Source organism: Caballeronia sp. ATUFL_F2_KS9A (genome assembly GCF_023630765.1).
GTDB lineage: Bacteria > Pseudomonadota > Gammaproteobacteria > Burkholderiales > Burkholderiaceae > Caballeronia > Caballeronia zhejiangensis.
Window position 1 is genome coordinate 59,924 of record NZ_JALQEK010000041.1, and the last position, 23,413, is coordinate 83,336.

At 64.1% G+C, this 23,413-nt stretch carries 24 protein-coding genes; 11 read left to right on the top strand and 13 right to left on the bottom strand.

Annotation, left to right across the window (positions count from 1 at the left end; all coding sequences use genetic code 11):
- Positions 1 to 2: 2 nt before the first annotated feature.
- The 6 genes from NCS67_RS26160 to NCS67_RS26185 all read left to right on the top strand — a co-directional run bounded on the left by NCS67_RS26160 (position 3) and on the right by NCS67_RS26185 (position 6,039).
- Positions 3 to 815, top strand: a complete 813-nt coding sequence (locus NCS67_RS26160) for an enoyl-CoA hydratase/isomerase family protein (RefSeq protein WP_008346647.1) — start codon at positions 3 to 5, stop codon at positions 813 to 815.
- Positions 812 to 1,975: an acyl-CoA dehydrogenase family protein gene (locus tag NCS67_RS26165; RefSeq protein ID WP_250437255.1), complete on the top strand. Its 1,164-nt coding sequence runs from the start codon at positions 812 to 814 to the stop codon at positions 1,973 to 1,975. Before NCS67_RS26160 ends, NCS67_RS26165 begins: the two co-directional genes overlap by 4 nt.
- A gap of 24 nt (positions 1,976 to 1,999) precedes the next feature.
- Positions 2,000 to 3,199, top strand: a complete 1,200-nt coding sequence (locus tag NCS67_RS26170; RefSeq protein ID WP_250437258.1) for a CaiB/BaiF CoA transferase family protein — start codon at positions 2,000 to 2,002, stop codon at positions 3,197 to 3,199.
- The gene (locus tag NCS67_RS26175; RefSeq protein WP_175981670.1) at positions 3,196 to 3,669 is read left to right on the top strand and encodes a MaoC family dehydratase; all 474 of its coding nucleotides are present in this window, start codon (positions 3,196 to 3,198) and stop codon (positions 3,667 to 3,669) included. The genes NCS67_RS26170 and NCS67_RS26175 overlap by 4 nt, the downstream gene beginning before the upstream one ends.
- A gap of 134 nt (positions 3,670 to 3,803) precedes the next feature.
- Positions 3,804 to 4,700, top strand: a complete 897-nt coding sequence (locus tag NCS67_RS26180; protein ID WP_175981668.1) for a helix-turn-helix domain-containing protein — start codon at positions 3,804 to 3,806, stop codon at positions 4,698 to 4,700.
- Positions 4,701 to 4,818: 118 nt separating this feature from the next.
- Entirely contained in the window at positions 4,819 to 6,039 is a 1,221-nt protein-coding gene (locus NCS67_RS26185) for a glycoside hydrolase family 88 protein (RefSeq protein WP_250437259.1), read from the top strand.
- 102 nt (positions 6,040 to 6,141) lie between these two features.
- Here the strand turns inward: NCS67_RS26185 and NCS67_RS26190 are convergent, their stop codons facing one another.
- Genes NCS67_RS26190 through NCS67_RS26205 form a run of 4 tightly spaced genes read right to left on the bottom strand, consistent with a single transcriptional unit; the run spans position 6,142 to position 10,129 of the window.
- The gene (locus NCS67_RS26190) at positions 6,142 to 7,212 is read right to left on the bottom strand and encodes an ABC transporter ATP-binding protein (RefSeq protein WP_008346656.1); all 1,071 of its coding nucleotides are present in this window, start codon (positions 7,210 to 7,212) and stop codon (positions 6,142 to 6,144) included.
- Positions 7,213 to 7,231: 19 nt separating this feature from the next.
- Positions 7,232 to 8,023 carry an ABC transporter permease gene (locus NCS67_RS26195; protein WP_250437329.1) on the bottom strand — a complete coding sequence of 264 codons (792 nt, stop codon included), beginning with the start codon at positions 8,021 to 8,023 and terminating at the stop codon, positions 7,232 to 7,234.
- A 32-nt stretch (positions 8,024 to 8,055) separates the two neighbouring features.
- Positions 8,056 to 8,994, bottom strand: a complete 939-nt coding sequence (locus tag NCS67_RS26200) for an ABC transporter permease (protein ID WP_175981666.1) — start codon at positions 8,992 to 8,994, stop codon at positions 8,056 to 8,058.
- Between the two features lie 16 nt (positions 8,995 to 9,010).
- Entirely contained in the window at positions 9,011 to 10,129 is a 1,119-nt protein-coding gene (locus NCS67_RS26205) for an ABC transporter substrate-binding protein (protein ID WP_175981664.1), read from the bottom strand.
- 182 nt (positions 10,130 to 10,311) lie between these two features.
- On the opposite strand from NCS67_RS26205, the gene NCS67_RS26210 reads away from it, so the two are divergent.
- A complete protein-coding gene (locus NCS67_RS26210; RefSeq protein ID WP_008346661.1) occupies positions 10,312 to 11,091 on the top strand; it encodes a DeoR/GlpR family DNA-binding transcription regulator in 780 nt (259 codons plus the stop codon).
- A 6-nt stretch (positions 11,092 to 11,097) separates the two neighbouring features.
- Here NCS67_RS26210 and NCS67_RS26215 read toward each other — a convergent pair whose 3' ends face one another.
- Complete coding sequence (locus NCS67_RS26215; protein ID WP_250437260.1) at positions 11,098 to 12,765, bottom strand: Na/Pi cotransporter family protein; 1,668 nt, start codon at positions 12,763 to 12,765, stop codon at positions 11,098 to 11,100.
- Positions 12,766 to 12,986: 221 nt separating this feature from the next.
- On the opposite strand from NCS67_RS26215, the gene NCS67_RS26220 reads away from it, so the two are divergent.
- From NCS67_RS26220 to NCS67_RS26235, 4 genes are all read left to right on the top strand, one after another.
- Positions 12,987 to 13,709 carry a sulfite exporter TauE/SafE family protein gene (locus NCS67_RS26220; protein WP_008346663.1) on the top strand — a complete coding sequence of 241 codons (723 nt, stop codon included), beginning with the start codon at positions 12,987 to 12,989 and terminating at the stop codon, positions 13,707 to 13,709.
- Between the two features lie 261 nt (positions 13,710 to 13,970).
- Positions 13,971 to 14,699: a YrzE family protein gene (locus NCS67_RS26225; RefSeq protein WP_250437261.1), complete on the top strand. Its 729-nt coding sequence runs from the start codon at positions 13,971 to 13,973 to the stop codon at positions 14,697 to 14,699.
- A 44-nt stretch (positions 14,700 to 14,743) separates the two neighbouring features.
- A complete protein-coding gene (locus NCS67_RS26230) occupies positions 14,744 to 15,205 on the top strand; it encodes a YsnF/AvaK domain-containing protein (protein WP_250437262.1) in 462 nt (153 codons plus the stop codon).
- Positions 15,206 to 15,294: 89 nt separating this feature from the next.
- Positions 15,295 to 16,149 (top strand): YsnF/AvaK domain-containing protein, encoded by an 855-nt coding sequence (locus NCS67_RS26235; RefSeq protein ID WP_250437263.1) that lies wholly within the window; start codon positions 15,295 to 15,297, stop codon positions 16,147 to 16,149.
- A 73-nt stretch (positions 16,150 to 16,222) separates the two neighbouring features.
- Here the strand turns inward: NCS67_RS26235 and NCS67_RS26240 are convergent, their stop codons facing one another.
- From NCS67_RS26240 to NCS67_RS26275, 8 genes are read right to left on the bottom strand one after another with little or no spacing between them, the layout of a single operon-like run.
- A complete protein-coding gene (locus tag NCS67_RS26240; RefSeq protein ID WP_008346667.1) occupies positions 16,223 to 16,918 on the bottom strand; it encodes a GntR family transcriptional regulator in 696 nt (231 codons plus the stop codon).
- A gap of 57 nt (positions 16,919 to 16,975) precedes the next feature.
- A complete protein-coding gene (gene hpxZ / locus NCS67_RS26245) occupies positions 16,976 to 17,374 on the bottom strand; it encodes an oxalurate catabolism protein HpxZ (protein ID WP_250437264.1) in 399 nt (132 codons plus the stop codon).
- A complete protein-coding gene (locus tag NCS67_RS26250) occupies positions 17,374 to 18,033 on the bottom strand; it encodes a cysteine hydrolase family protein (RefSeq protein ID WP_033535797.1) in 660 nt (219 codons plus the stop codon). The genes hpxZ and NCS67_RS26250 overlap by 1 nt, the downstream gene beginning before the upstream one ends.
- A gap of 4 nt (positions 18,034 to 18,037) precedes the next feature.
- Positions 18,038 to 19,036: a formamidase gene (locus NCS67_RS26255; protein WP_008346670.1), complete on the bottom strand. Its 999-nt coding sequence runs from the start codon at positions 19,034 to 19,036 to the stop codon at positions 18,038 to 18,040.
- A gap of 14 nt (positions 19,037 to 19,050) precedes the next feature.
- Complete coding sequence (locus NCS67_RS26260) at positions 19,051 to 20,646, bottom strand: ABC transporter ATP-binding protein (protein ID WP_250437266.1); 1,596 nt, start codon at positions 20,644 to 20,646, stop codon at positions 19,051 to 19,053.
- Positions 20,647 to 20,648: 2 nt separating this feature from the next.
- Positions 20,649 to 21,341: a biuret amidohydrolase gene (gene biuH / locus NCS67_RS26265; protein WP_008346673.1), complete on the bottom strand. Its 693-nt coding sequence runs from the start codon at positions 21,339 to 21,341 to the stop codon at positions 20,649 to 20,651.
- A 25-nt stretch (positions 21,342 to 21,366) separates the two neighbouring features.
- The gene (locus NCS67_RS26270; RefSeq protein WP_008346674.1) at positions 21,367 to 22,293 is read right to left on the bottom strand and encodes an ABC transporter permease; all 927 of its coding nucleotides are present in this window, start codon (positions 22,291 to 22,293) and stop codon (positions 21,367 to 21,369) included.
- Positions 22,286 to 23,401, bottom strand: a complete 1,116-nt coding sequence (locus tag NCS67_RS26275) for an ABC transporter permease (RefSeq protein ID WP_250437268.1) — start codon at positions 23,399 to 23,401, stop codon at positions 22,286 to 22,288. The genes NCS67_RS26270 and NCS67_RS26275 overlap by 8 nt, the downstream gene beginning before the upstream one ends.
- Between the last annotated feature and the right edge of the window lie 12 nt (positions 23,402 to 23,413).

The following is a 23,413-nucleotide window of genomic DNA, read 5'->3' on the forward strand; positions in this document are numbered from 1 at the left end:
CCATGACGAACGACACGCTTCCCGTTCTCGCGTCGCAGCATGGCGCGCTGCGCCTCCTGACGCTCAATCGCGCCGACAAGCTCAACGCGTTCACGCCCGACATGCTCGCGGCGCTCGAAGCCGAAATCGCCGATGCGCTCGCCGACGACGCGACGCGCGTGATCGCGCTCACCGGCAGCGGCGCAAAGGCGTTCGCCGCGGGCAACGACATCGAGCGGCTCGTGTCGCTCGACGGCGTCTCGGCTTATCGCGACATGGTGGCCGGACAGCGCGCGCTGTTGCGTCTGCATGAAAGCGCGAAGCCGACCATCGCGATGGTCAACGGCTACGCGCTCGGCGGCGGCTTCGAACTGGCGCTCGCGTGCGACTTCATCGTGGCATCGAGCGAGGCGAGCTTCGCATTTCCCGAGATCACCCTGAACACCATGCCCGGCTGGGGCGGCACGCAACTCGCCGTCGCCAAGATGGGGCTCGCGTGCGCGAAACGCTTCGTGATGAGCGGCAGGCGCTTTTCCGCGCGCGAATGCGAGGCGTTCGGCTTCATCCACGAAATCGCCGCGCCCGCGAAACTGTTCGACGCCGTGCGCGCGCTGGCCGACACCCTCGCCTCCTACGATCCGTTCGCGGCCGAGATGGCGAAGCGCGCGCTGAATCGCGCGAGCGACATGCCCTTGTCCGCCGGACTCGACTTCGAGGCCGCGCAATACGCGGTGAATTTTTCGAGCGAAGGCGCGCGCGCGGGCCTGCGCCACTTCGTGGAACGCAAACGCGCGCGCCGCGCCGCGCGAGCCGACACCGCACCGGTCACGCCATGACGACAACCTTCAATCAACCTCACTGGCTCGGCGAAGAGCACACGATGATGCGCGAGGCCGTGCGCCGTTTCGCCGAGAAGGAAATCGCACCGCAATCGGAGACGCTCTGGGAGCAGGAAGCGTTTCCCTACGCGATCTGGCGGCAGGCCGGCGAACTCGGCTTCACGGGCTTGCCGTATCCCGACGAATTCGGCGGCGGTGGCGGCGACTGGCTGTCGTTCGTGATCGTGCTCGAAGAACTCGCGCGCGTGGACTGCGCCGTCGCCAATGCGCTCATGGCGAACTCGACCGTCGCGAGCCTGTTGAACAACTACGGCACGCCGCAGCAGAAAGCGCGTTTCTTGCGCCCCATTCTCGACGGCACGCAGATCGGCGCGATCGGATTGTCCGAGCCCGACGCCGGTTCCGATGCGGCGAATATCGGCACGCGCGCGGTCTTCGACGGCGAACGCTGGATCATCGACGGTGCGAAGACGTTCATCAGCAATTCGGGTACGGAGATCGGCGGGCCGACCGTGATCGCGGCTGTCACCGGCACGCGACCCGACGGCCGCAAGGAGATCTCCAACTTCATCGTGCCGCAAGGAACGCCCGGCTATGGCAAGGGCAGAAAGCTGCGCAAGATCGGCTGGCGCGCATCGATCACGCACGAACTGTTCTTCGAGCAATGCGCGATTCCCGCCGATCAACTGCTGGGCGAACGCGGCGCGGGCTTGCGTCAGACGCTCGCGCAGATCAGCACGGGGCGCGTTCTGATCGGCGCGCTCGCGCTCGGCATCCTGCAGGGCTCGCTGGATCGCTCGGTCGCGTACATGAAGGAGCGCCGCGCGTTCGGACGCGCGATCGCCGAGTTCCAGGCGCTGCAATTCAAGATCGCCGACATGGCGGCCGATGCGCACGCCGCGCGTCTGATGCTCTACGACGCCGCCGCGTCGAAAGATGCCGGCGCGCCCTTCGATGTGCAGGCGTCGCAAGCCAAGCTGTTCGCCACCGAGCACGCGATGAAAGCCGCGCATCAGGCATTGCAGATTCACGGCGGCTACGGCGTCATGGCCGAGTTTCCCGTCGCGCGCGCATTCGGCGATGCGAAGGTGCTGGAGATCGTCGAAGGCACGTCGGAGATACAACGCATGATCATCGCGCGCACGCTGCTCGCGTGATCGCGCGCTGAAACCGAGAGGAGAATGTTCATGCTGGAAGGCATCAAGGTGCTGAGTTTCACGCATTTCCTGCAAGGCCCCGCCGCCGTGCAGATGCTCGCCGATGTCGGCGCGGATGTCATCAAGATCGAACCGCCCGGCGGCGCGTTCGAACGTAGCTGGACCGGCGCGGACGCGTTCATCGAAGGCGTGAGCGTGTTCTTTCTGCTCGGCAACCGCAATCAGCGCAGCATCTCGCTCGATCTGCGCGACGAAGCCGCGCGCGGGATCGTGTGGCGTCTGATACGCGAAGCCGACGTGCTCATCGAGAATTATCGTCCCGGCGTGCTCGACAAGATGGGCTTCGGCTACGCGCAGGTGCACGAAGTCAATCCGCGTCTCGTGTATTGCTCGTGTACCGGCTACGGTTCGTCCGGGCCTTATCTGAAACGTCCGGGCCAGGATCTGCTCTTGCAGGCGATGAGCGGACTGACCATGCTGTCCGGCGATGCCGAATCGCCGCCCACGCCGGTCGGTTCCGCCATCGTCGATCAGCATGCCGCCGTGCTCGCCGCTTTCGGCGTGGTGGCCGCGTTGCAGGCGCGCGAGCGCACGGGCGTCGGCACGCGCATCGAGAGCAATCTGCTCAACGCCGCGCTCGATCTGCAAATCGAGCCGTTCACGTATTACATGAACAAGGGGCCGTTGTGGGCACGCACGCATCCGCCGATGGGCAGCCGTTTTCATCCCGCGCCGTATGGCGTGTACCGGACGCGTGACGGTTATATCGCGATGTCGCTCACGCCGACGCAGAAGCTCGCGAATGCGCTGTCGTGTCCCGCGCTCGCCGAATTCACGCATCCGAAGGACAACGTGCGAAGGCGCGACGAGATCAATCGCCTTGTCTATGACACGCTGAAAACGCGCACGACCGAGGACTGGATGCGCACCTTCGAGGAACACGATATCTGGTTCGCGCCCGTCAACGACTACGAGCAGGTGGAGCAGGACCCGCAAGTCGCCCACAACGAAATGATCCTGTCGTTCGATCACGAGGAAGCGGGACCGGTGCGCGTGCTCGCGCATCCTGTGCGCTACGACGGCGCGGCGCCGCCCTTGCGGCGGCATCCGCCGAAACAGGGACAACATACCCGCGAAGTGCTCGCGGAACTGGGCTACACGCCGCAGGAAATCGACGGCTATGTCGAACGCGGCATCGCATTGACATCGAGGAGAGAAGCATGAGCGCACAACCGAACAACTGGCCGGCGCTCTTGCGCTTCGACGACGTCGAGATCGGCCGTACGCAGGTGAACGTGCACACGGTCACCGAGGCCGAAGTGGACGCGTTCGGGCACCTGTCCGGCGATCTGAACCCGCTGCACATGCAGCACGCCTTCGCCGAATGCTCGCCGTTCGGACGGCGCGTCGTGCATGGCCTGTTGACGGCCGCGCTGGTGTCGGCGGCGCACACCGAACTGACAGGGCCAGGCTTCGTGTATGTCGGACAGGAGCTGCGTTTTCTGGGGCCTGTGTATATCGGCGATACGGTGACGATCGGCGTATGCGTCGTCGAAAAGAAGCCCGCGAAACACATTCTCGTGATGGACACGACCGTGCGCAATCAACAAGGGCACGTCGTGCTGAGCGGACTTTCCGCGCTGAAGGAACTGCGCTTCGATCATGCGCTGATGGCGCGCAGCGCGGCGGCGTGACATCGCCGCGCGGGCCGTATGGTGTAAATGCCAGTTAACCGGCGGGCGCGGGCACGGCTACACTCGTGCAGTCGCCCGCGCAGCGCGGGAATGCAGGCGGGCGCGAAGACACTCGCCGCCGACGGAGGAGACAGTTGGATACCGCATGTTGCTGTCACGTTCCGGTGATTCGGATCGAGGACTACGAATACGGCGCACACGTCAAGACGCCGGACTTTCATCTCGCGCCGATCGAGGCGCTCAAGTCGACGCTGGTCTATCCGCATCGGCACGACTTCTATCACATGATGTGGGTGCTCGCGGGCAGCGGCTCGCATGTGATCGATTCGGTGCGCTACGACGTGCGTCCCAACACGCTCTACTTCATGGCGCCGGGACAGATTCACGATCTGGATCTTTCGGCCGACACGCTCGGCTATTCGCTCAGCTTTTCGTCGGAGTTTTTCGCGTTCCGCGTGCAGAACCGCCATACCGAAACCGAAGTGCCCGTCTACAACTTCGAGCAGCTCGCGCCGTGCGTCAATCTGAGCGACGCGCAGGTGCGCGAACTGGCGCGCGTGATGGACGGCATTCGCCATGAGTATCAGGAGGAACAGGTCGGCTACACCGACGCGATCTGGGCCTACTTGCACGTTTTCCTGATCAAGGTCGCGCGCATGTGCGACGCCGCCGCCATGCGAGATGCCGCCGCGACGCGCAGCGTGCTGCTGTCGCGCCGCTTCAAGAGTCTGCTGGAGAAGCATTTTCGCTCGGTCAACGAGGCGGCCGATTACGCGCGCCTGCTCAACGTCACGGAGCGCGCGCTCAACGAGGCGACGCGTCAGGCGCTCGGCAGCACCGCGCCCAAGCTGATCCGCGAGCGCGTGATGCTGGAGGCCAAACGGTTGCTGCTGCACTCCGAAGTGAATGTCGCGGAGATCGCCGCGATGCTCTCGTTCGACGATCCTGCCTACTTCAGCCGATGCTTTCGCAAGCACACGGGCCGCTCGCCGATCGACTATCGGCGCAGCCTCGACAAGCTGCACATCTGAGCGTCGTCGTGCGCCGCTTCGGTGCGGAAATGTCCAACAGTTCATGCGTTTCATCCTAACGCGCTCGCGCAGGCGCTTCTTAGAATCGTCCTGCGAATGACGAACTCAAGGAGACGCCGTGTCGAACGCAATGAACCCGCTGTCACTCAGCGAGAACCAGGCAAAGCTGTTTCGCGAAACACTCGATAAAACCGCGCAGAAGGTCGCTTCCGACGAGCTGACCTTCGGCGTCGAATTCCCGCAAGTCACCGATCCCGATGGTCAATGGGTGCGTCTGCCCGCGTCGCTCTCTGCGGGCTACGACGGCGACGCATGGAGCCACGGCAACTGGTTCTGCGGCTTCTGGGTCGGCTTGCTGCTGAGTTCGTATCTGCACACCGGCGAGGCGCGCTTTCTCGAATGGGCGCGTGCCCGCATGCTGCTCGTGCGCCAGCGCGCGCAGGATCCGAACACGCATGACATCGGCTTTATCTTCGATAGCAGCGCGGTGCCGGGGCATCACATCACCGGCGACGCGTGGTTCGCCGATATCGCGCTCGAAGCCGCGGACAAGCTGCGCGCCCGGCTCGTGACCACGCGCGGCGGCGCCTATCTCGCGTCCTGGGGGCCGATCTCCGATCCGCGCGGCCGCAGCGCCTCCGCGATCGACACGATGGCCAATCTGTCGCTGCTCTACTGGGCCGCCAATCACGCCGACGACGGCAGCTACCGGCACGCCGCGGACGCGCACGCCGAGATGACCGCGCGCGCCTTCGTGCGCGCCGACGACTCGACCTATCACGCCGTCGAATACGACGTGGAGGGCGGCGCGCGCAAACGCGGCTACACGTTCCAGGGCGCGTTCGACGAATCCGCATGGAGCCGCGGCCAGGCCTGGGCGATCTACGGATATGTGAACTCCGCGCGGGAAACCGGCAAGCGCGGCTATCTGGACCTCGCCGAGCGTCTCGCCGATTACTACCTGCGCCGCCTCGAAGGGCGTCAGGTGCCGCCGTGGGACTTCGATGCGACCGGCCGCGACGCCGAGATCAAGGACACGGCCGCTGCCGCCGTGGTGGCGTCGGCCTTGCTGGAGATGGCACGCGTGCATCCCGATGCGCACGCTGCGGGCAAATGGCAAGGCCACGGCCTCGCGATGCTCGAAGCGCTCTGCCGCGACGAATTCACACGCGACGGTCAGCACGGGCTGCTGCATAACTCGTGTTACTCGAAGCCGCACAATATCGGCGTCGACGGTGCGACCATGTTCGGCGACTTCTACTTCGTCGAGGCGCTATGCCGCGCCGTGCATCCCGGCAAGCTGCGCCCGCTCGACGACACGCGCATATCGCTCGCCTGAGGGTGTCACGAAGCCATCGCCGGCAACGCGGCGCGCGCAATCGATAACCCGCGCGCGCCGGATTGCCGATCTGCGTGGGCAACTGCTCCTCGCATTGCAAAGCTAGCGCGCATTTTCATCGAGCACGAGAAGGTTGTCGTGAGAAAACCCGAGCGCTACCGGCTGCCCGCGCTCCGGCAGGGTCCTGTTGGGATCGTTGAAGACATCGAGCGATACGACCGCGTTGCTGACCCGCGCACGAATGCGCACCACGGCGCCGAGAAAGCTGATCTGCTCGACCGTGGCCGCGAGCGAATTCCGTCCGTTCGACGGCGGCTCCAGGATGATCGCTTCGGGGCGCAGCGCCAGCAATCGTTCCTTGCCGGCATCATCCGGCGGCAGTGGGCGCGACGTCACGAGCTCCTGACCATCGACCGCGATGCGCCCGCTTCCGGGATCGATCACGCGCCCGGCGAGAATGTTCAGCGTCCCGACGAACGATGCGACGAAGCGCGTGCGCGGAAAATTGTAGATGTCGAGCGGCGAGCCGATCTGTTCCACGCGCCCGTCGTTCATCACGACGATGCGGTCGGAGATCGACAACGCCTCTTCCTGATCGTGCGTGACGAAAATCGATGTAATGCCGAGCTCGCGCTGCAGCGCCCGAATGTCCTCGCGCAATGACACGCGGATTTTCGCGTCGAGCGCGGACAGCGGTTCGTCGAGCAACAGCACCTGCGGCTTGCTCGCGAGCGCGCGCGCCAGCGCCACGCGCTGTTGCTGTCCGCCCGACAATTGCCACGGATAACGCGCGGCGAGTTGCGGCAGCTTGATGAGTTCGAGCATCTCGGCGACGCGCGCGTCGATCTCCTTCTGCGAACGCTTCGCGACCTTCAACGCGAAGCCGATGTTCTGCGCCACCGTCATGTTCGGGAAAAGCGCATAGGCCTGAAACACCATGCCGACGGCGCGGTCGCGCGTACGCATGTGCGTGACGTTGCGTCCATTCAGACGGATCGTGCCGCGCGTGGGCGTTTCGAATCCGGCGATCATGCGCAGCACCGTCGTCTTGCCGCAACCCGACGGACCGAGAAACGTGATGAATTCGCCCTGCTCGATCGTCATGTCGAACCGATGCAGCGCGACGTTTGGCCCGAACGTTTTGTGAAGATCGTCGATTTCGAGAAATGGCATAAGTCGCGGCCTCGTCGGCTCAGGTTTTATGGCCGGCCAGTGCGCGCGCCGATCCGAACACCTGGATCAGGCCCATCGATGCCCATGTGACGACGAACGCGATGATCGCCAGCGCCGAGGGCTCGTATGCGCGATTCGCGCCGATCAGTTGCAGATAAGGTCCGAACGCCGGACGGCCCAGCAGGCTCGCGATCGTGAATTCGCCGATCACGACGGCGAACGTCAGGAACGCGCCGGACAGAATGCCCGAGCGCACGTTGGGAAAGATCACGCGGAAAAGGATCGTCGTCCAGCCGGCGCCGAGACATTCGGCGGCTTCGGTCAGCGAGCGGACGTCCACGGCGCGCATGCCCGCATCGACGGCGCGGTACATGTACGGTAACGACAGCGTGACGTAGCCGAAGACGAGCAGCAGATCGGTCGCGCGCTCGTTGCTGGTGAGCGGCAGGATGGAACTGCTGTTATAGATGCGCAGATAACCGAACACGATCACGATGGCCGGTATCACGAGCGGCAGCAATGTGATGAACTCTACGACGGGCCGCAGCTTCGGCAGACGCAATTGCACCCAGTACGCGGTCGGCACGACGAGCAGCACGCCGATCACGATGGTGAGCAGGCCCATGAGCACCGAGTAGCCGAACGAAGCCTGAAAACGCGGATCGCCGAGAACGACGCGATACGCGTCGAAGCTGTAAGCGTCGCGGCGCATCCGCAGGCTGAATTCGAAGGTGGCGGCGAGCGGAATCACAAAATACATCGTGCCGACGATCATCGCGATCCAGGCGCCCGCGCGCGATTGCGTCTTCATGCGCGTCTTCATGTGCGTCTTCATGCGCGTCTTCATGCGCGTCCCCTTTCGGCCCTCGCGCGCAACCAGATGTAGCCGCCGTTCGACAAGCCGGTGACCACGATCATGCCGAGCGCGAGCGCATAGCCGAGGTTCTGGTTATGCAGCACGTCGCCGCGAATCTGCGCATACAGCAGAATCGGCACGATGTTGAGCGAGCTGCCCGTCAGCGCATACGCCGTGGCCACTGCGCCGAACGCGTTGGCGAAGAGCAGCAGCGCCGCGCCGAGCACGCTCGGCCACAGGACCGGCAAACCGACGTATCGCCAGTACTGCGCGGCCGTGCCGCCGAGACAGTCGCACGCTTCGCGCCACTCGCGTTTGAGACCGTCGAGCGCGGGCGTGATGATGAGGACCATCAACGGAATCTGGAAGTACAGGTAGGTAATGGTCAGCCCGACGAAGCTGAGGATGCTGAAGCCGGTCGAATACAGATTGACGCCGAGGTATTTGCGCGCCAGCACCGTGACGAGGCCCACGCGTCCTAACGTGCAGATGAATGCGAACGCGAGCGGCACGCCCGCGAAGTTGGACGCGACGCCCGAGAACGTCATGAGCGTCGGACGGATCCACGCCGGCAGGCGGCCATGCACCGCTGCCCAGGCGAGCAACGCGCCGAACAGCGTCCCGCCGGCGGCGGATGCCACGCTCACCTTCACGCTGATCCAGTAGGCATCGAGCACGGCGGGCTGAAACAGTTCGCGAAGATTCGCCAGCGTGAAGCGTCCCTGCGCATCCTGAAACGCGCCGATCATCAGAAAGGCGGTGGGCAACAACAGAAACAGCAGCGCGAACGCAAAGAATGGCGCGACGCCCGCATACGTGAGCCAGCCCGCGCCGCGGCTCGCGCGGGCGGGGCCGGACTGCGGCGCGGGCGCGGCCGGCGTCAGCAGATCCGGGCCCGAAGCGCCTGGCTGCGGAGATGCGCTCATTCCGGCGAACTCGCGGCTACTTCACGTTCGCGCCGACGACCTGATCCCAGCCTTTGGTGACGGCGTCCTTCGTGGCGTTTTGCTGTTCGAGCGTCGGGAACACGGCGTTGCTGTAAGCCGATGCCGGCGGCAGTTTGGCAAGCAGCGCCTGCGGCACTTTCTTCTGCGCGACCAGCTCGTTATAGCGCATCGGATGGCAATATCCGGCCAGCCAGCCGAGTTGCCCTTCGTCGGAGTAAAGGAATTCCATCCACAATTTCGCGGCGTTCGGATGCGGTGCGTAGGCGCTGATCGCCTGCACATAGACGCCCGCGACGACACCCGTCTTCGGCACGATCACCTGCACTTTCGGATTGCCTTTGAGCGTGTCGCGATCGGCAAGCGCGTTGTAATCCCAACGCACGATGATCGGCGTCGTCCCCTGCGCGAGCGACGCGGCCTTGCCGATCACCGGCACGAAGTTGCCGCTCTTGTTCAGATCGGCGAAGAACTTGAGGCCCGCCTGGTCGGCCTTCGACGCGTCACCCTTCGTCTGCGAAAGGCCCGCCGCATGGACAGCCTGAATCGCCTGATTGGCCGAACGCGGGTCGCCCGCGAGCGAGACCGCGTTGCGATAGTCGGACTTGAGCAGATCGCCCCAATCGGACGGCGGCTTGTCGATCATGTCCGCGTTGACTTCGAACGCGAGCACGCCGTAGTAGTCGCCGTACCAGTAGCCTTCCGCATCCTTCGACGCAGCCGGGATCGAATCCCACGTCGACACCTTGTAAGGCTGCAACAAGCCTTCCTTCTTCGCGGACGGACCGAACGACAGGCCGACATCGATCACATCCGGCGCTTGCGGACCCTTGTTGCCCTTGTTGGCCTTGATCGCTTCGATCTCGTCGCCCGAGCCCGCATCCGGATTCAGCTCGTTGACGTGGATGCCGTACTTCTTCTGGAACGTGTCGATCAGCGCGCCGTATCCGCACCAGTCGTGCGGCAACGCGATCGTGGTCAACTGTCCTTCCTGCTTCGCGGCGGCCACGAGCGCCTCGGATGGCGCGGCCGATGCGGCGTCGATGCCGCCCGCCGCGAGTCCCGCTGCCGTGGAGATCGAAAGGAGACGGCCCGCCCAGATACGCTTCATCGTCATCGCTGTTCCCGAAAGGAAGGTAGTGCGTTGAAGAGAACCGCCGATTGCTGATGCAGGCTAGTTTCAAATCCTCAAATTTGCAAGCTGCCAAAAAAGTACAACTTTCGCTTATGACGGATGTAAGCTGAACAACAGCGTGCCAGCGCAATTCTCATTGTTGCTTCCACCATCGAGCATTCCCTATGTGGCAGAAAGATCGTCATCAGCGCATACGCGCGCTCCTGTCGATGCTCGGCCGTGTCTCGAACGAGAGGATCATGGCGGAGCTTTCCGTGTCGCGCGAAACGGTGCGCCGCGACTTGCTCGATCTGGAGCAGGCGGGTGCGCTACGGCGCGTGCATGGCGGCGCCGTCCCGTCGAGCGACGAGGCGCCCATCGCCGAACGCGCCCGCGCGAACGTGCGCGCGAAGTCGGCCATCGCGCGGGCGGCAATCGGCATCGTTCACGCCGGGCAAACCGTATTCGTCGATGCCGGAACCACGACCGCCATCCTCGCGGACGAGCTTGCGAAGCTCGCCAATCTCACCATCGTCACGAATTCGGTCGATGTCGCGCTGCGGTTGCGCGGCACATCGGGACCGCATGAGCGCGTGCGCGCGATGAACGAAGTCATCCTGCTCGGCGGCATGCTCAGCGAGCGCGCGGCGGCCACGACGGGCGCGACGACCGTGCTCGACATCCGGCGATACCGCGCCGATCTGGCGATGCTCTCGCCCGTCGGCATCGATCAGCGGCACGGGGCGAGCAACTTCGATCGTGCAGAAGCCGAGATTGCCCGGGCGATGGTCGAGAATGCGGACCGCGTCGCGATCCTCGCCGATCACAGCAAGATCGGCCAGCGCAGCCGCATCACGTTTTGCGCGCCTCGCGACATCGACGTTCTCGTGACCGATCGCAAGTCCGGCGAGGCCGCGGATTTGCGTGCGCTCAAGAAGACAGTGGGCGACCTGGTGCTTGCGTGAGCTGCGTCATTCCTTGACGTGCAGCGTGTCGAGCGAGCGCTTGCGCAGACGCGTGTCATGCAGCGCGCCCGCCGCATCGAGCACGGGATACGCCGTCGAACAGAAGAGCGAGTTCAGCCGTTTCATATTGCCGATGAGATCCAGGTGCAGCGCGCTGGTTTCCACGCTGCGCGAGCTTTGTCCCGCCAGCCGGTCCAGATGCTTGTGCGAGTAGGCGCGCTCCAGATCGCGAAAGCGTTCCTTCTCGGCCAGCAACTGCTCGGCGCATCGCAGATCGTTGTTGAGAAACACCGACAATCCGAGCCGCAGGTTACTGATGAGCCGCGCATGCAGATCGTCGAGTTCGCCCAGGCCCTGTTCCGAGAACGCGAGCCGTTGCGAGATTTTCTTCTCTTCGATATCACTGACGATTCGCTCGATGATGTCTCCCGCATGCTCGAGATTGATCGTCAGCGAAATGATGTCCGTCCAGCGACGGCTTTCCGCCTCGTCGAGCTGCTCGCGGGAGATCAGCGTCAGATAGCTTTTCACTTCCGCGTAGAGCTGGTCGACGTCGTCGTCCATGCGCATGGTTTCGCGGGCGACGGCGAGATCATTGCGTCTCAGCAGATCGGCGACGTTATCGAGCATGACGCGCACGATGTCGCCGATGCGAAGCACTTCACGCGAAGCATTCGCCAGCGCGAGGCTCGGCGTCACGAGGCCTGCCGGATCCAGGTACAGCGGGCGCAACTCGCCGGTCGCGACCGTGCGATCCGGCAGCAAACGCCGGCTGATCGCAGCGACCCGTTCGACGAGGGCGAGACACGCGCAGCAGCGCACGGTGTTGTAGATCACATGGAAACCGACTACGGCTTCGCGCGGATTGGCGATCAGAACCGGCAATCCGCGTGCGAGCAGCGATGCGAAAGGCAGAATGATGATCGCGCCGGCCAGTTTGAATGCGAAGCTGCCAGCGGAAAGACGCCGTGCTGCCGCGTTCTGCGGCAGCGCGTTCAAGAGCGCCAGGAGCCCGCTGCCCAGATTCGCGCCGACGACGAGGCACAAGGCGACCTTCAGCGAGATGACGCCCGACGACGCCAGTGTCGCCGTCAACAGGACTGCGGCGAGGCTCGAATACGAGAGCATCGCGAAGCCCGCGCCCACGAGCGCGTCGAGCATCGTGTCGCCTGTGAGCGCGCCGAACATCACCCTGACGCCGGCGCCCTGCATCATCGGCTGAGCCGCTTCGACGATGAGATGCAGCGCCAGCAGAATCAATCCGAGTCCGATGATGGTTCGGCCCACCTGCCCCGCCCGCGTCTGCTTCCGGGTCAGGAAAAGCGGCACGCCGAACAGGATCAGGATCGGCGAAAGCCATGACAGGTCGAGCGTCAGCACTCGCGCCATCAACGCGGTGCCGACATCCGCGCCGAGCAGAACCGTTAGCCCGGCCGCGAGCGGCACCAGTCCCTGCGCGGCGAACGATGTAATGATGACGGCTGTGGCGTTGCTACTCTGCACGAGGCTCGTCACGCCGATGCCCGCCAGAAATGCGCGCGTCTTGCTGCCGGTGCTACGGCCCAGAATGGCGCGGAGATCGGCGCCGAGCACCCGGAGAATGCCGGTGCGAATGATATGTGAGCCCCAAACCAGGAGGGCGACGCCAGAGAGCAGATTGAGAAGAACCAGCACGGCGAATCGATTTCCTTTGAATGGACGTGACGCTGACGCCAGGCTGTCGAAAATTAGATTGTGACAATAGTGTTACACAGTTCCCACGGCAATTGAGTGAAGTCAATCTTCCATGCAATGCGGCGTTGCGTGCATGCCGCAACTCGCGCATCCGCTTGAAACCAGCGTCTCGCGGGTTTCGCGTCCGCGGCTAGAATCGGCGCTGGCGCATGGAGACCTCGATGGGATACCTGATCGTATTGAGCGTGGGTTGGATGGCGGGTGTTTTGAGCGGCGTGATCGGCACCGGCTCGTCGATGCTGTTGATGCCCGTGCTCGTGCTCATCTACGGCCCGCAGCAGGCCGTTCCGATCATGGCCATCGCCGCGATCATGGGCAATCTCGGCAAGGTCCTGTCCTGGTGGCGCGAGATCGACTGGAAAGCTTCCATTGCCTATGGCGCGACAGCCGCGCCCGGCGCGATATTAGGGGTTCACACGCTGCTTGCGCTCCCGCCGCACGCGGTCGAGCTAGCGCTTGGTCTCTTCTTTATCGCGATGGTGCCCACGCGCCGATGGCTCGCCCGCCGGGCCATGCGCCTCTCGCTCTTCCAGCTCGCGCTGATTGGCGCACCGGTCGGCTTCCTGACGGGCATCGTCGTTTCGACCGGACCGATCACCGTGCCGGTTTTCATGAACTACGGCCTTGTGAAGGGCGCGTTTCTCGCGACCGAAGCTACCGGTTCGCTGATCGTCTACGGTGCGAAAGTCGCGGCCTTTCAGCAGTTCGGCGCCCTGCCCGCTCAAGTGGTCGCTCAAGGGTTGATTACCGGCGCGGCGATCATGGCAGGCACGTTTTGCGCGCGCGGGATCGTCGCGCGCATGTCCGCTAACACCTTCCGGTTCATCGTCGATGCGCTGATGGTGTCGTCGGGTGTGTCATTGCTATGGGCCGCAGTCCGCTGAAGTGAAGTGCGTCGCTGTGAACCAGCGCCTGCGCCCGATGCAAATCCCATCGCATTCCCGCAAGTCATACGTCTCTCGTGCTCTGCTCCACTGACGCACGCTTCCCTCCCGCCGCGAAGTGACGCCCCGAGCAGGCGGATCCATCGATCAGACGGCGTCTGAATCACTCGCATTTACGCGCCGATTCAAAACTTGCGCGCGGCACAGCGCTTGCGCATCAGTGCCGCGCGCATCGACGCCGCAACTCTTCCTGGAGACATCATGAAACTGCTTACTACTCAAGAAGGCCTGCCGCGCCTGTCGTGGGGTTCGATCATCGCGGGCGTCATCCTTTCGATGATCGTCTATCTCATCATGAGCGTGCTCGGCACGGCGATCGGCGCATCGCTCCTCTCGCCGTTGTCGAAGCCCGATACGTTGCACGGCTTCGGTTTCGGCTCGGGCGTATGGGTGATCGTCACGACCGTGCTCGCGGTTTTCGTCGGCTCCTATTACGCCGGACGCTGCGCGCCCGTCCTCGGATGGCTCCACGGTCTGCTGTCATGGGCGGTGATGACGCTGCTCGTCGTGTTCGGCATGACCTCGCTGATTACGGGCGCGGTGAGCACGGCCGGCAGCATCGTCGCAACCACCGCGCAAGTCGGCGCACAAGCCGGCGCGACCGCCGCGAATCAGGCGGGCGGGAACAATCAGCTCATCGACTCCGCGAAGCAGCAAGTGCAGGCGGCGATGGCATCGGCGGCGTCGGCTGCATCCTCTCCGGATGCCGAACAGAACGCGCGCCAGGCCGCCGACACCGCCGCGCGTGGCGTCGCTCGCGCAAGCTGGTTCTCGTTCGCGGCGCTCGTCGTCGGCGCGATCATCGCGATCGTTTCGGGCGGCGCGGGCTTTCGTCATCAGCCGCCGGTCGAGGAAGGCGGCGGCTCCGCGCTGGATCGCAAGAACGCGGCCCCTCGCAATCGCACCGTGCAGGCAGGCGCCCGCCTTTGAGCGCGCCCGGCCGACGACCTGACCACGCTTCAACGGAGACGCCGATGAGCGCCGATGACAAGCCCACGACCCCGAACGCGACGAACGCGGACTCGTCCGGCACGTCCGACGCGCTCCGGCTTTCCGCCGTGCAGGAGGAATTGTCCGTCGACGTGAAGCGGACGGAGACCGGCGCCGTGCGCGTTCGCAAGGTGGTGCATGAAGAGATGCAGCCGGTCAGCATGCGCCTGAGCGCCGAAAAGGTGGAAGTCAGGCGCGTGGCCGTGAATCGTCCGGTCGAGGAACGTGCCGAGCCGCGTCGCGAAGGCGACACGCTCATCATTCCTGTGTACGAATACGTGCCAGTCGTTCGCATGCAGCTCACGTTGAAAGAAGAGGTGCATGTGACGACGCGAGAGACGCAACAGGACGTCGTCCACCAGGTTCTTCTGAACTCCGAAGAATTGGTGGTCGAACGCCGCGAAGGCACGAGCGGCAAGTGGAAGCCCGATCCGGATGCCGGCTAGATTCACCCGCACCCGAGGCGGGAACGGCCGTTGCGCATATGGACCGGCGCACCTCTCGATACCCGAATCACTCTCACGGAGATAATGCAATGAGCCAGACCATCATCGGTGTATTCAATACGCTTCAGGACGCGGAACTTGCTCAGACGCGCCTCGAAACGGAAGGCGTCGCCCGCACGAATATGAACGTGCATGCGAACGATATGAGCGCGTCCGCGTCCGTGTCCGGCGATGCCACCGACCGTCCCGCCGGCGAGCATCACGAAGGCGCGATGGCGCGCATCGAGCACTTCTTCAAGAACCTGTTCGGCGATCACGATCAGCCCGAGGAAATCGGCCACTATCACGAAGCGGTCCGTCGCGGCGGCGCGCTGTTGACGGTGGATGTGATCGACGAATCGTCGATCGAACGCGTGCGCGACGCGCTCTATGCAGCCGGCGCCATCGACATCGACACGCGCGTCGAGCAATGGCGCAGCACGGGCTATAGCGGCTATGACCGCAATGCGCCGGCTTATACGGCCGATGAGATCGCCGCTGAACGGCAGGCCTTTCCCGTCGTGAAGGAATCCGTCGAAGTCGGCAAGCGCGAAGTGCAGACGGGCGGCGTGCGCGTCTATTCGCGGGTGACCGAAACGCCGGTGAGCGAATCGGTGAATCTGCGTGAAGAACACGCGAACATCGAGCGTCGGCCGGTGGATCGTCCGGCGACGGTGGCGGATCTGAAGGAAGGCTTCGTCGAGATCAGGGAAACGGCCGAGCAGCCCGTCGTGGCGAAGACGGCGCGCGTGGTCGAGGAAGTGGTCGTCGGCAAGGAAGAAACGAACCGCACCGAAACCATTCACGACACGGTGCGCGGTACCGAAGTGGAAGTCGAGCGGACGGCGGGCAACCGGGACGTAGCCGACGGCGCGGTTCCGCCGGCGAAAAAGACGCCGCTGTAACGCGTAGTGAGATCGGCCGCTCCCTGCGGAGCGGCTGATTCCGAACGTCTGCGTCCGCTACATTCCCGTTCGCTCAGTCGACGAAAGGCAGCTTGCGGTCGCGCGCTTCCGTCAGCATGGAAACGGTGATCTTGCGCACTTCCAGCTTGCTTTGCGTGATATGCGCGCGCAGCAGCATCGCCGCTTCGCCGCACTTGCCGCGATCGATGAAGCGCAGCATTTTCGCGTGCTCGTCGTAAGTTGCGCTAGTGCGATGCGGCTTCAAGAAATCCAGCCGCCGCACGATGCGGATGCGCTCCGTCACTTCGTTATGCACGCGCAGCATCTCGCCGTTGCCGCTTGCGCGCACGAGTCCGCGGTGAAAGTCCTCGTCCAGGCGAAACATCGCGACGGGATCGCTTTCCTGCGCATCGGGCGAAACGCACCACACCGACTTGAGCGCATCCACTTCCGGATGCGGTGGCGCGCTGCTCGCGAGTTTGTCGAGCGATGCGGTCTCCAGCACGATTCGCAAGTCATACAACTGATCGAGCTGCGCGAAGTTGATCTCCGACACCTTCCAGCCACGCCTGAAACCGACTTCGAGATAGCCTTCGCGCAGCAGGCGGAACAGCGCGTCGCGCATCGGCGTACGCGACACCCCGTAGTATTGCGCGATGTCGGTCTCCGAGAAGCGGTCGCCGGGAAACAGGCGAAAGCTGAAGATGTCCTGCTTCAACTGCTGATAAACCTGCTCGGCAAGCGGATTGGCGCTCTGAATGGCGCGCACGGCACTGCGCTCCGTGAGTTTGGGCGAGTTGATTCGATGTCTCCGTGTAATGCCTCTTCAGGGCGTTTCGATCAGGCTCACGTGCGCCGCGACGATGGTCCACCCCGCGAACGCATTCGATGCATTGCCGATGCGCGCCCACGTCTGCATCTGACGTCCGAGCAAAGGCGTGGCATCGCTCGTGAATTCGGTGCTGATCGAAGCGTAATCCGTGCCGAAAGTCGTGACCACCGTTCGATGCAAACGCCGCGAACGCGGCACCGGCGCGCACGTCTCGCGCCAGCGGCGAATTTCATCGCCGCCATGCTGCACTTCGGCGATGCCGTATCGTACCGTTTCCGGCGCGTGCCAGAAGAGCGCGTTCATGGTAGCCACATCGTTATCGACGAGCGCCTTCTCATAGGCGATGAACGCGCGCTCGACTTCAGCCACCGTTTCCGGACGATTCAGTTCCATCAATTCTCCAGCACATCGGCGAGCGTGGCCGTCCATCCGACGATGCCGCCCTGCGAGCGAATCATCTCGATGGTCGCAGTCTTGAACGACGGTATGTAGCTCGCCGTCGCGTCTTCTATCAGCACGCATTCGTAGCCGCGATCGTTCGCTTCGCGCATGCTCGTCTGCACGCATACTTCGGTCGTGACGCCTGCGAACACGAGATGCGTGATGCCGCATCGCGCAAGCTCTTCGCCGAGGCGCGTTGCGTAAAAGGCCCCTTTGCCGGGCTTGTCGATGACGATCTCGCCCGTAATGGGCGCGACCGCATCGACGATGGCGTTGCCCGGTTCGCCGCGAACGAGAATGCGGCCCATCGGTCCCATATCGCCGATGCGCGCTCGTGGCGCGCCGCGCAGCCGCTTCGCATCCGGACAATCGGAGAGATCGGGCGCGTGCGATTCGCGCGTATGCACGACGAGCCAGCCGCGATCGCGCGCATGTTCGATCAGTTGCGCAACGGTCGGCACGATCGACGTCAGCAGCGACACATCGTTGCCGAGCGCTTCGCCGAAGCCGCCCGGCTCCACGAAGTCGCGCTGCATGTCGATGACGATCAACGCCGTATGCGCTACATCGAACGTGAACGGAGACGGCCGGGCGCGGGTCAGGGTAGGCATGGCGTCAGCCCTCGTATCGGCGTTCGGGTTTCGAAAAACCGCATGACGTCCCGTCTTTCACGACGACTTCGTCCTCCCACGGCAGACGATATTCGCCACGCACCATGTCCTGCATGAACGTGTAAGGACAATCCTGCGCGCCGCCCTTCACGGCGACATAGCCGCGATGTCCGAACTGATAGATGTTGTTTTCGACGCCCCAGTGAATGCGCGCTTCGCGCACGAGATCGGGGCGCATTTCACAGGTGATGATCTCATCCGGGCGATGACTGCCTTCGACCAACACCGTGCCGTCGAAATCGCAGAACATGCCTTCGCCCATCGAGTCGAACGTGCCGTCGCTGCCGCACAGACACACGCTCGCGGTCTGCGCGAGATTCTGGAATGCGTTCGACTGATTGGTGATTTGCCAGGCATGGCGAATGGGCGCGGTATAGCCCGCCGTGCGCAAGATGATTTCCGCGCCCTTGTAAGCGGCTTCGCGCGCCATCTCCGGAAACATGCCGTCGTGACAGATGATGAGCGAGAGCTTCGCGCCCTTCGGCCCGATGCACACCGGCACGCCGAGATTGCCCGGCTCCCACGGCTCGACCGGCACCCACGGATGCATCTTGCGATAGTAGAGTCGCACCTCGCCCCGATCGTCGATGATGATCCCGCTGTTATAGGGATTGCCGCCTGGATTGCGCTCCATGATGGAGAAGCATCCCCAGATGCGATGCTCGATGCACGCCGCCTTGAACGCGGCCACTTCGGGACCGTCGAGCGAGCACATGATGGCATCGTTCGTATCCATCGACAGGCCGTGCAGCATGTATTCGGGAAACACGACCAGATCCATCGACGGATTGTTGCGGCGCGCCTTGCCGATCAGTTCGACGATGCGCCGTGTCTGCGCGGCCAGTTGCTCCGGGGTGGCGACAGCCGGATTCTGCAACTGCACGAGACCCACGACGATGCCTTGCGGCGACTTGTTCAATCCACCGAGACCGCTCGAACTCATTCTTCCTTGCTCCTTTATGCGTGAACGGCGAGCGGCTCTGACGCAGCGCGCGTGGCGCTTTCGACATGACCCGCCATGTGTCTTCCCAACGCGACGCGATCCGCGCCGCTCGCAGCCGTTTCGTGTACCAGCCGCCCTTCCGCGATCACCGCGATGCGATCCGCCAGTTCCAGCAGTTCATCGAGGTCTTCGCTGACGAGCAGCACTGCGGCGCCTGCATCGCGTGCGGCGAGAATGCGCGCGTGGATGTCCGCGACCGATGCGAAGTCCAGTCCGAATACGGGATTCGCGACGATCAGCACATCCACCGCTTGCCCGAGCTCGCGCGCGAGCACGGCGCGCTGCACGTTGCCGCCCGACAACGTGCCGATGGCGCGCGCCGGCACCGGCGGTTTCACGTTGAATTCGGCGATGAGACGTTCGGCGCGTTCGCGCATCGCACGGCGATCGAGACGCCAGCCGTGACGCTTCATCGGCGCACGGTCGAAGTCGCGCAAGGCGAGGTTTTCCGCGATGCTCATGTTCGCGACGCACGCATTGCGCAGCGGTTCTTCGGGGAGCGCAAATACGCGCAGCCGCGTCATCTCTTCACGCGTCGCGCGGTATGGCTCGCCATGCATGTGCATTTCACCGCTTTGCACGCGGCGCTGGCCGACGAGCGCTTCGATCAGTTCCTTCTGCCCGTTGCCCGATACGCCCGCGATGCCGAGTATCTCGCCCGACTTCACGCTGAGCGAAACATCGCGCACCGCCCGATGTCCACGATCATCGACGACGTTGAGACTGGACAGCGCGAGACGCACGGGCGAAGCCGCATCGAGCGGCTTGCGTCCGGGCTGCATTCCGGCGAGTTCGGGATCGTCGTGCTTCGCGGATTCACCGCCCATCATCCACGCGGCGAGCTTGTCGCGGCTCGTATCCGCGACCGCGCTCGTCCCGACGAGCCTGCCCTTGCGCAACACGGTCACGTCGTCGGCATACGCCATCACTTCACGGAACTTGTGCGTGATCATCAACACGGTCAGCTCGCCGCGCGTGGCGAGATCGCGCATCAGGCCGAGCACTTCGTCTGCTTCCTGCGGCGTGAGCACGGACGTGGGTTCATCGAGAATGAGGAAACGCTGCTGCAAATAAAGCTGTTTCAGAATCTCGAGCTTCTGCTTTTCTCCTGCGGCGAGACCGGCGACGGGCGCATCGAGAGGCAGACGAAAGGGCATCGAACGCATGAAGGCATCGAGCGCCGCACGTTCCTTCGGCCAGTCGATCTTCCACGGCAATCGCCCGCGCGCGAGCAGCAAATTCTCTTCGACCGACAAGCCCGCCGCCAGCGTGAAATGCTGATACACCATGCCGATGCCGAGCGCCTGTGCATCGCGCGGCGACGCGATTCTCACCTGCCGCGCATCCGCGATGATCTCGCCGTGATCGAGCACGCCATAACCGACGAGCCCTTTCACGAGCGTACTCTTGCCCGCGCCGTTTTCGCCGAGCAGCGCATGCACGGTGCCCGCGCGCACTTTGAGCGTCACGTCGTCGAGCGCGGTGAAAGCGCCGAAACGCTTCGTCGCGCCGAGCACTTCCACGCTCATCGCTTTGGTCGGTGCGTTCATGGTCAGCGTCCCAGCGTCGCGAGCAAAGCCTTCGAATCCGACACCGTGCCGAATACGCCGCCCTGCATCAGCACCATGTTGAGCGCGGCGTCGTGATTGCCCTGATCGGTCGCGCCGCAACAATCCGCGAGAATGGTGCATTCGAAGCCGCGATCGTTCGCTTCGCGCATCGTCGTGTGAACGCAGACATCGGTCGTGATGCCCGTGAGCACCAGATTCACGATGCCGCGCGTGCGCAATACCATTTCGAGGTCCGTTGCGCAGAACGAGCCTTTGCCTGGCTTGTCGATGACGATCTCGCCTTCGATCGGCTTCAGTTCATCGATGATTTCCCAGCCCGGTTCGCCGCGCACGAGTATCTTGCCGCAGGGTCCTTCATCGCCGATGCCGATGCCGTTCGTGCCCGCGCGACGGCTTCTCCATCGCTTGTTGGCGGGCAAATCCGACAGATCGGGCCGGTGCCCTTCGCGCGTATGAATGATCGTGAAGCCTTGCTCGCGCATCAGCGTGAGCACGTTCCTGATCGGTTCGATGGGCGCGCGCGTCATCGAGAGGTCATAGCCCATCTTGTCGACATAGCCGCCGATGCCGCAAAAGTCCGTCTGCATGTCGATGATGACGAGCGCGGTGTTCTCCGGCCGCAGATTGCCGTCGTAGGGCCACGGATAGGGACGTGCTTCGATGAAGCGGCTCATGTGTTCGACTCCATGAAAATAGGGTTCAACGCGTGAGACTCAGTTCGCCGGGCGCACCCGCGAGCGTGCGGTCGGGACGGCAATTGACGATCATGATGACGAGGGTGAGGACGTAAGGCGCCGCATTGAAAAGGTAGTAACCGCTCGTCACGCCGATGGCCTGCAACGCGGGTCCGAGCGCGCCCGCTGCGCCGAAGATCAGCGCGGCCCACAGGCATCGCAACGGCTGCCAGCGCGCGAAGATGACGAGCGCGACGGCCATCAGGCCTTGTCCGCTCGACAAGCCTTCGTTCCAGCTTCCCGGATACACCAGCGACAGATACGCGCCGCCTACGCCCGCGAAGAAGCCGCCGACCGTCGTCGCGAGAATGCGAACGCGCGTGATCGGATAACCCATCGCGCGGGCGCTTTCCGCGTTCTCGCCGACGAGACGCAAAGCCATGCCCCAACGCGTATGTCGCAAGCCCCATTGCAACGCGAACGCCAGCGCGACGCCGATGATGAAGAGCGGATTGACATGCAACGCGTTATGCAACTGCGGCGACGAAGCCCAAGCACCGAGATCGATCGATGACAACATCGGCGCTTGCGGCTCGATGAACGGCTTGCCGAGATAGAACGCGAGGCCGGTGCCGACCAGCATCAGCGCGATGCCGAACGCGATGTCCGACACGCGCGGCAACGAGCACACGAGACCGTGCAGGCAGCCGAGCAGCAACCCCGCGCAGCCGGCCGCCAGCACGCCGAGCCACGGCGAGCCGGACAGATACGCGGCCGCATAACCGGTCATCGCGCCGGATACGAGAATGCCTTCGAGGCCGAGATTGACGCGCCCGCCCTTCTCCGTCAGACATTCGCCGATGCTCACGAACAAATACGGCGTGCTCACGCGGATGGCGCCCGCGAACAACGACAGCAGCAGCACCGCGACGGGTGAATGTGCGTCAAACATGAGTGCCCTCCAGTCGAACCGACGAGCGCGCGACGGTCATCGCCTGCAGCCTGATGCGCCACGCCGCGAGACGACCGCCCATCGCTTCCCACGCGAGCAGGTTGGCAAAGAGCAGACCTTGCAGGACGAGCGTGGTGGCATCGGGCAGACCCAGGCGGCGTTGCAGAAGCGAACCGCTCGCTTCGATACCGCCGACGAGCACCGCGCACAGAATGATCGCCAACGGGTTCTGACGCGCCGCGAACGCCACGAGAATCCCCGCATAGCCGTAACCCGCCAGCAGCGATGCGTTCGCGCTGCCCTGCACCGCCGCGACTTCGAACATGGCCGCGAGACCGGCCGCCGCGCCGCCCATCGCGCAGGCCGCGATCGCGAGCTTGTTCACCGGCAGCCCGACGAGCTTCGCCGCATGGTTGTTGCCGCCCGCGATGCGCATCGCGAAGCCTTTGGTGCTGTGGCGCACGAAGACCCATGCCGCGACGCACGCGAGCGCGCCCCAGAACAAGCCCCAATGCACGTCGAGACCCGGCAACGAACCGATCGAGAACGCGTCGGGAACGGGCAGCGTCGAAGGCTTGTTGAGACTCGCGGGATCGCGCAACGGTCCTTCGACGAGATGCTTGAACAATGCAATCGCGATATACGACATCAACAGACTGCTGATCGTCTCGTTGACGCCGCGCAGTTGCCGCATTGCGCCGACCGCGCCGATCCACACGCCGCCCGCGATCATGCCGGCGAGCGCCATCAACGGAGCGACGACGAACCACGGCATCGCGGCGGGCACGACCGTCGCCACGACCGCCGATGCGAGTCCGCCGAGCGCGAGCGCGCCTTCGCCACCGATCACGATCAGCCCGACCTGCGCAGGCAACGCGACGCACAACGCGGTGAGCATCAGCGGCGCGGCGCGCAGCAACGTGCTCTGCCACGCGAACGACGAGCCGAATGCGCCTTGCGCGATCAGCACGAGCGCATCGTCGGCGGGCTGGCCCTGCACGAGCAGGAATAGCGAGAACAGCACCAGCGTGCCGATGAGCGCGCACAACGTCGGCAAAGCGGGCAATGCGCCCAGCGCCACGCGCGGTAACAGAGGATAGGAACGCATGCCGGCTCCGCG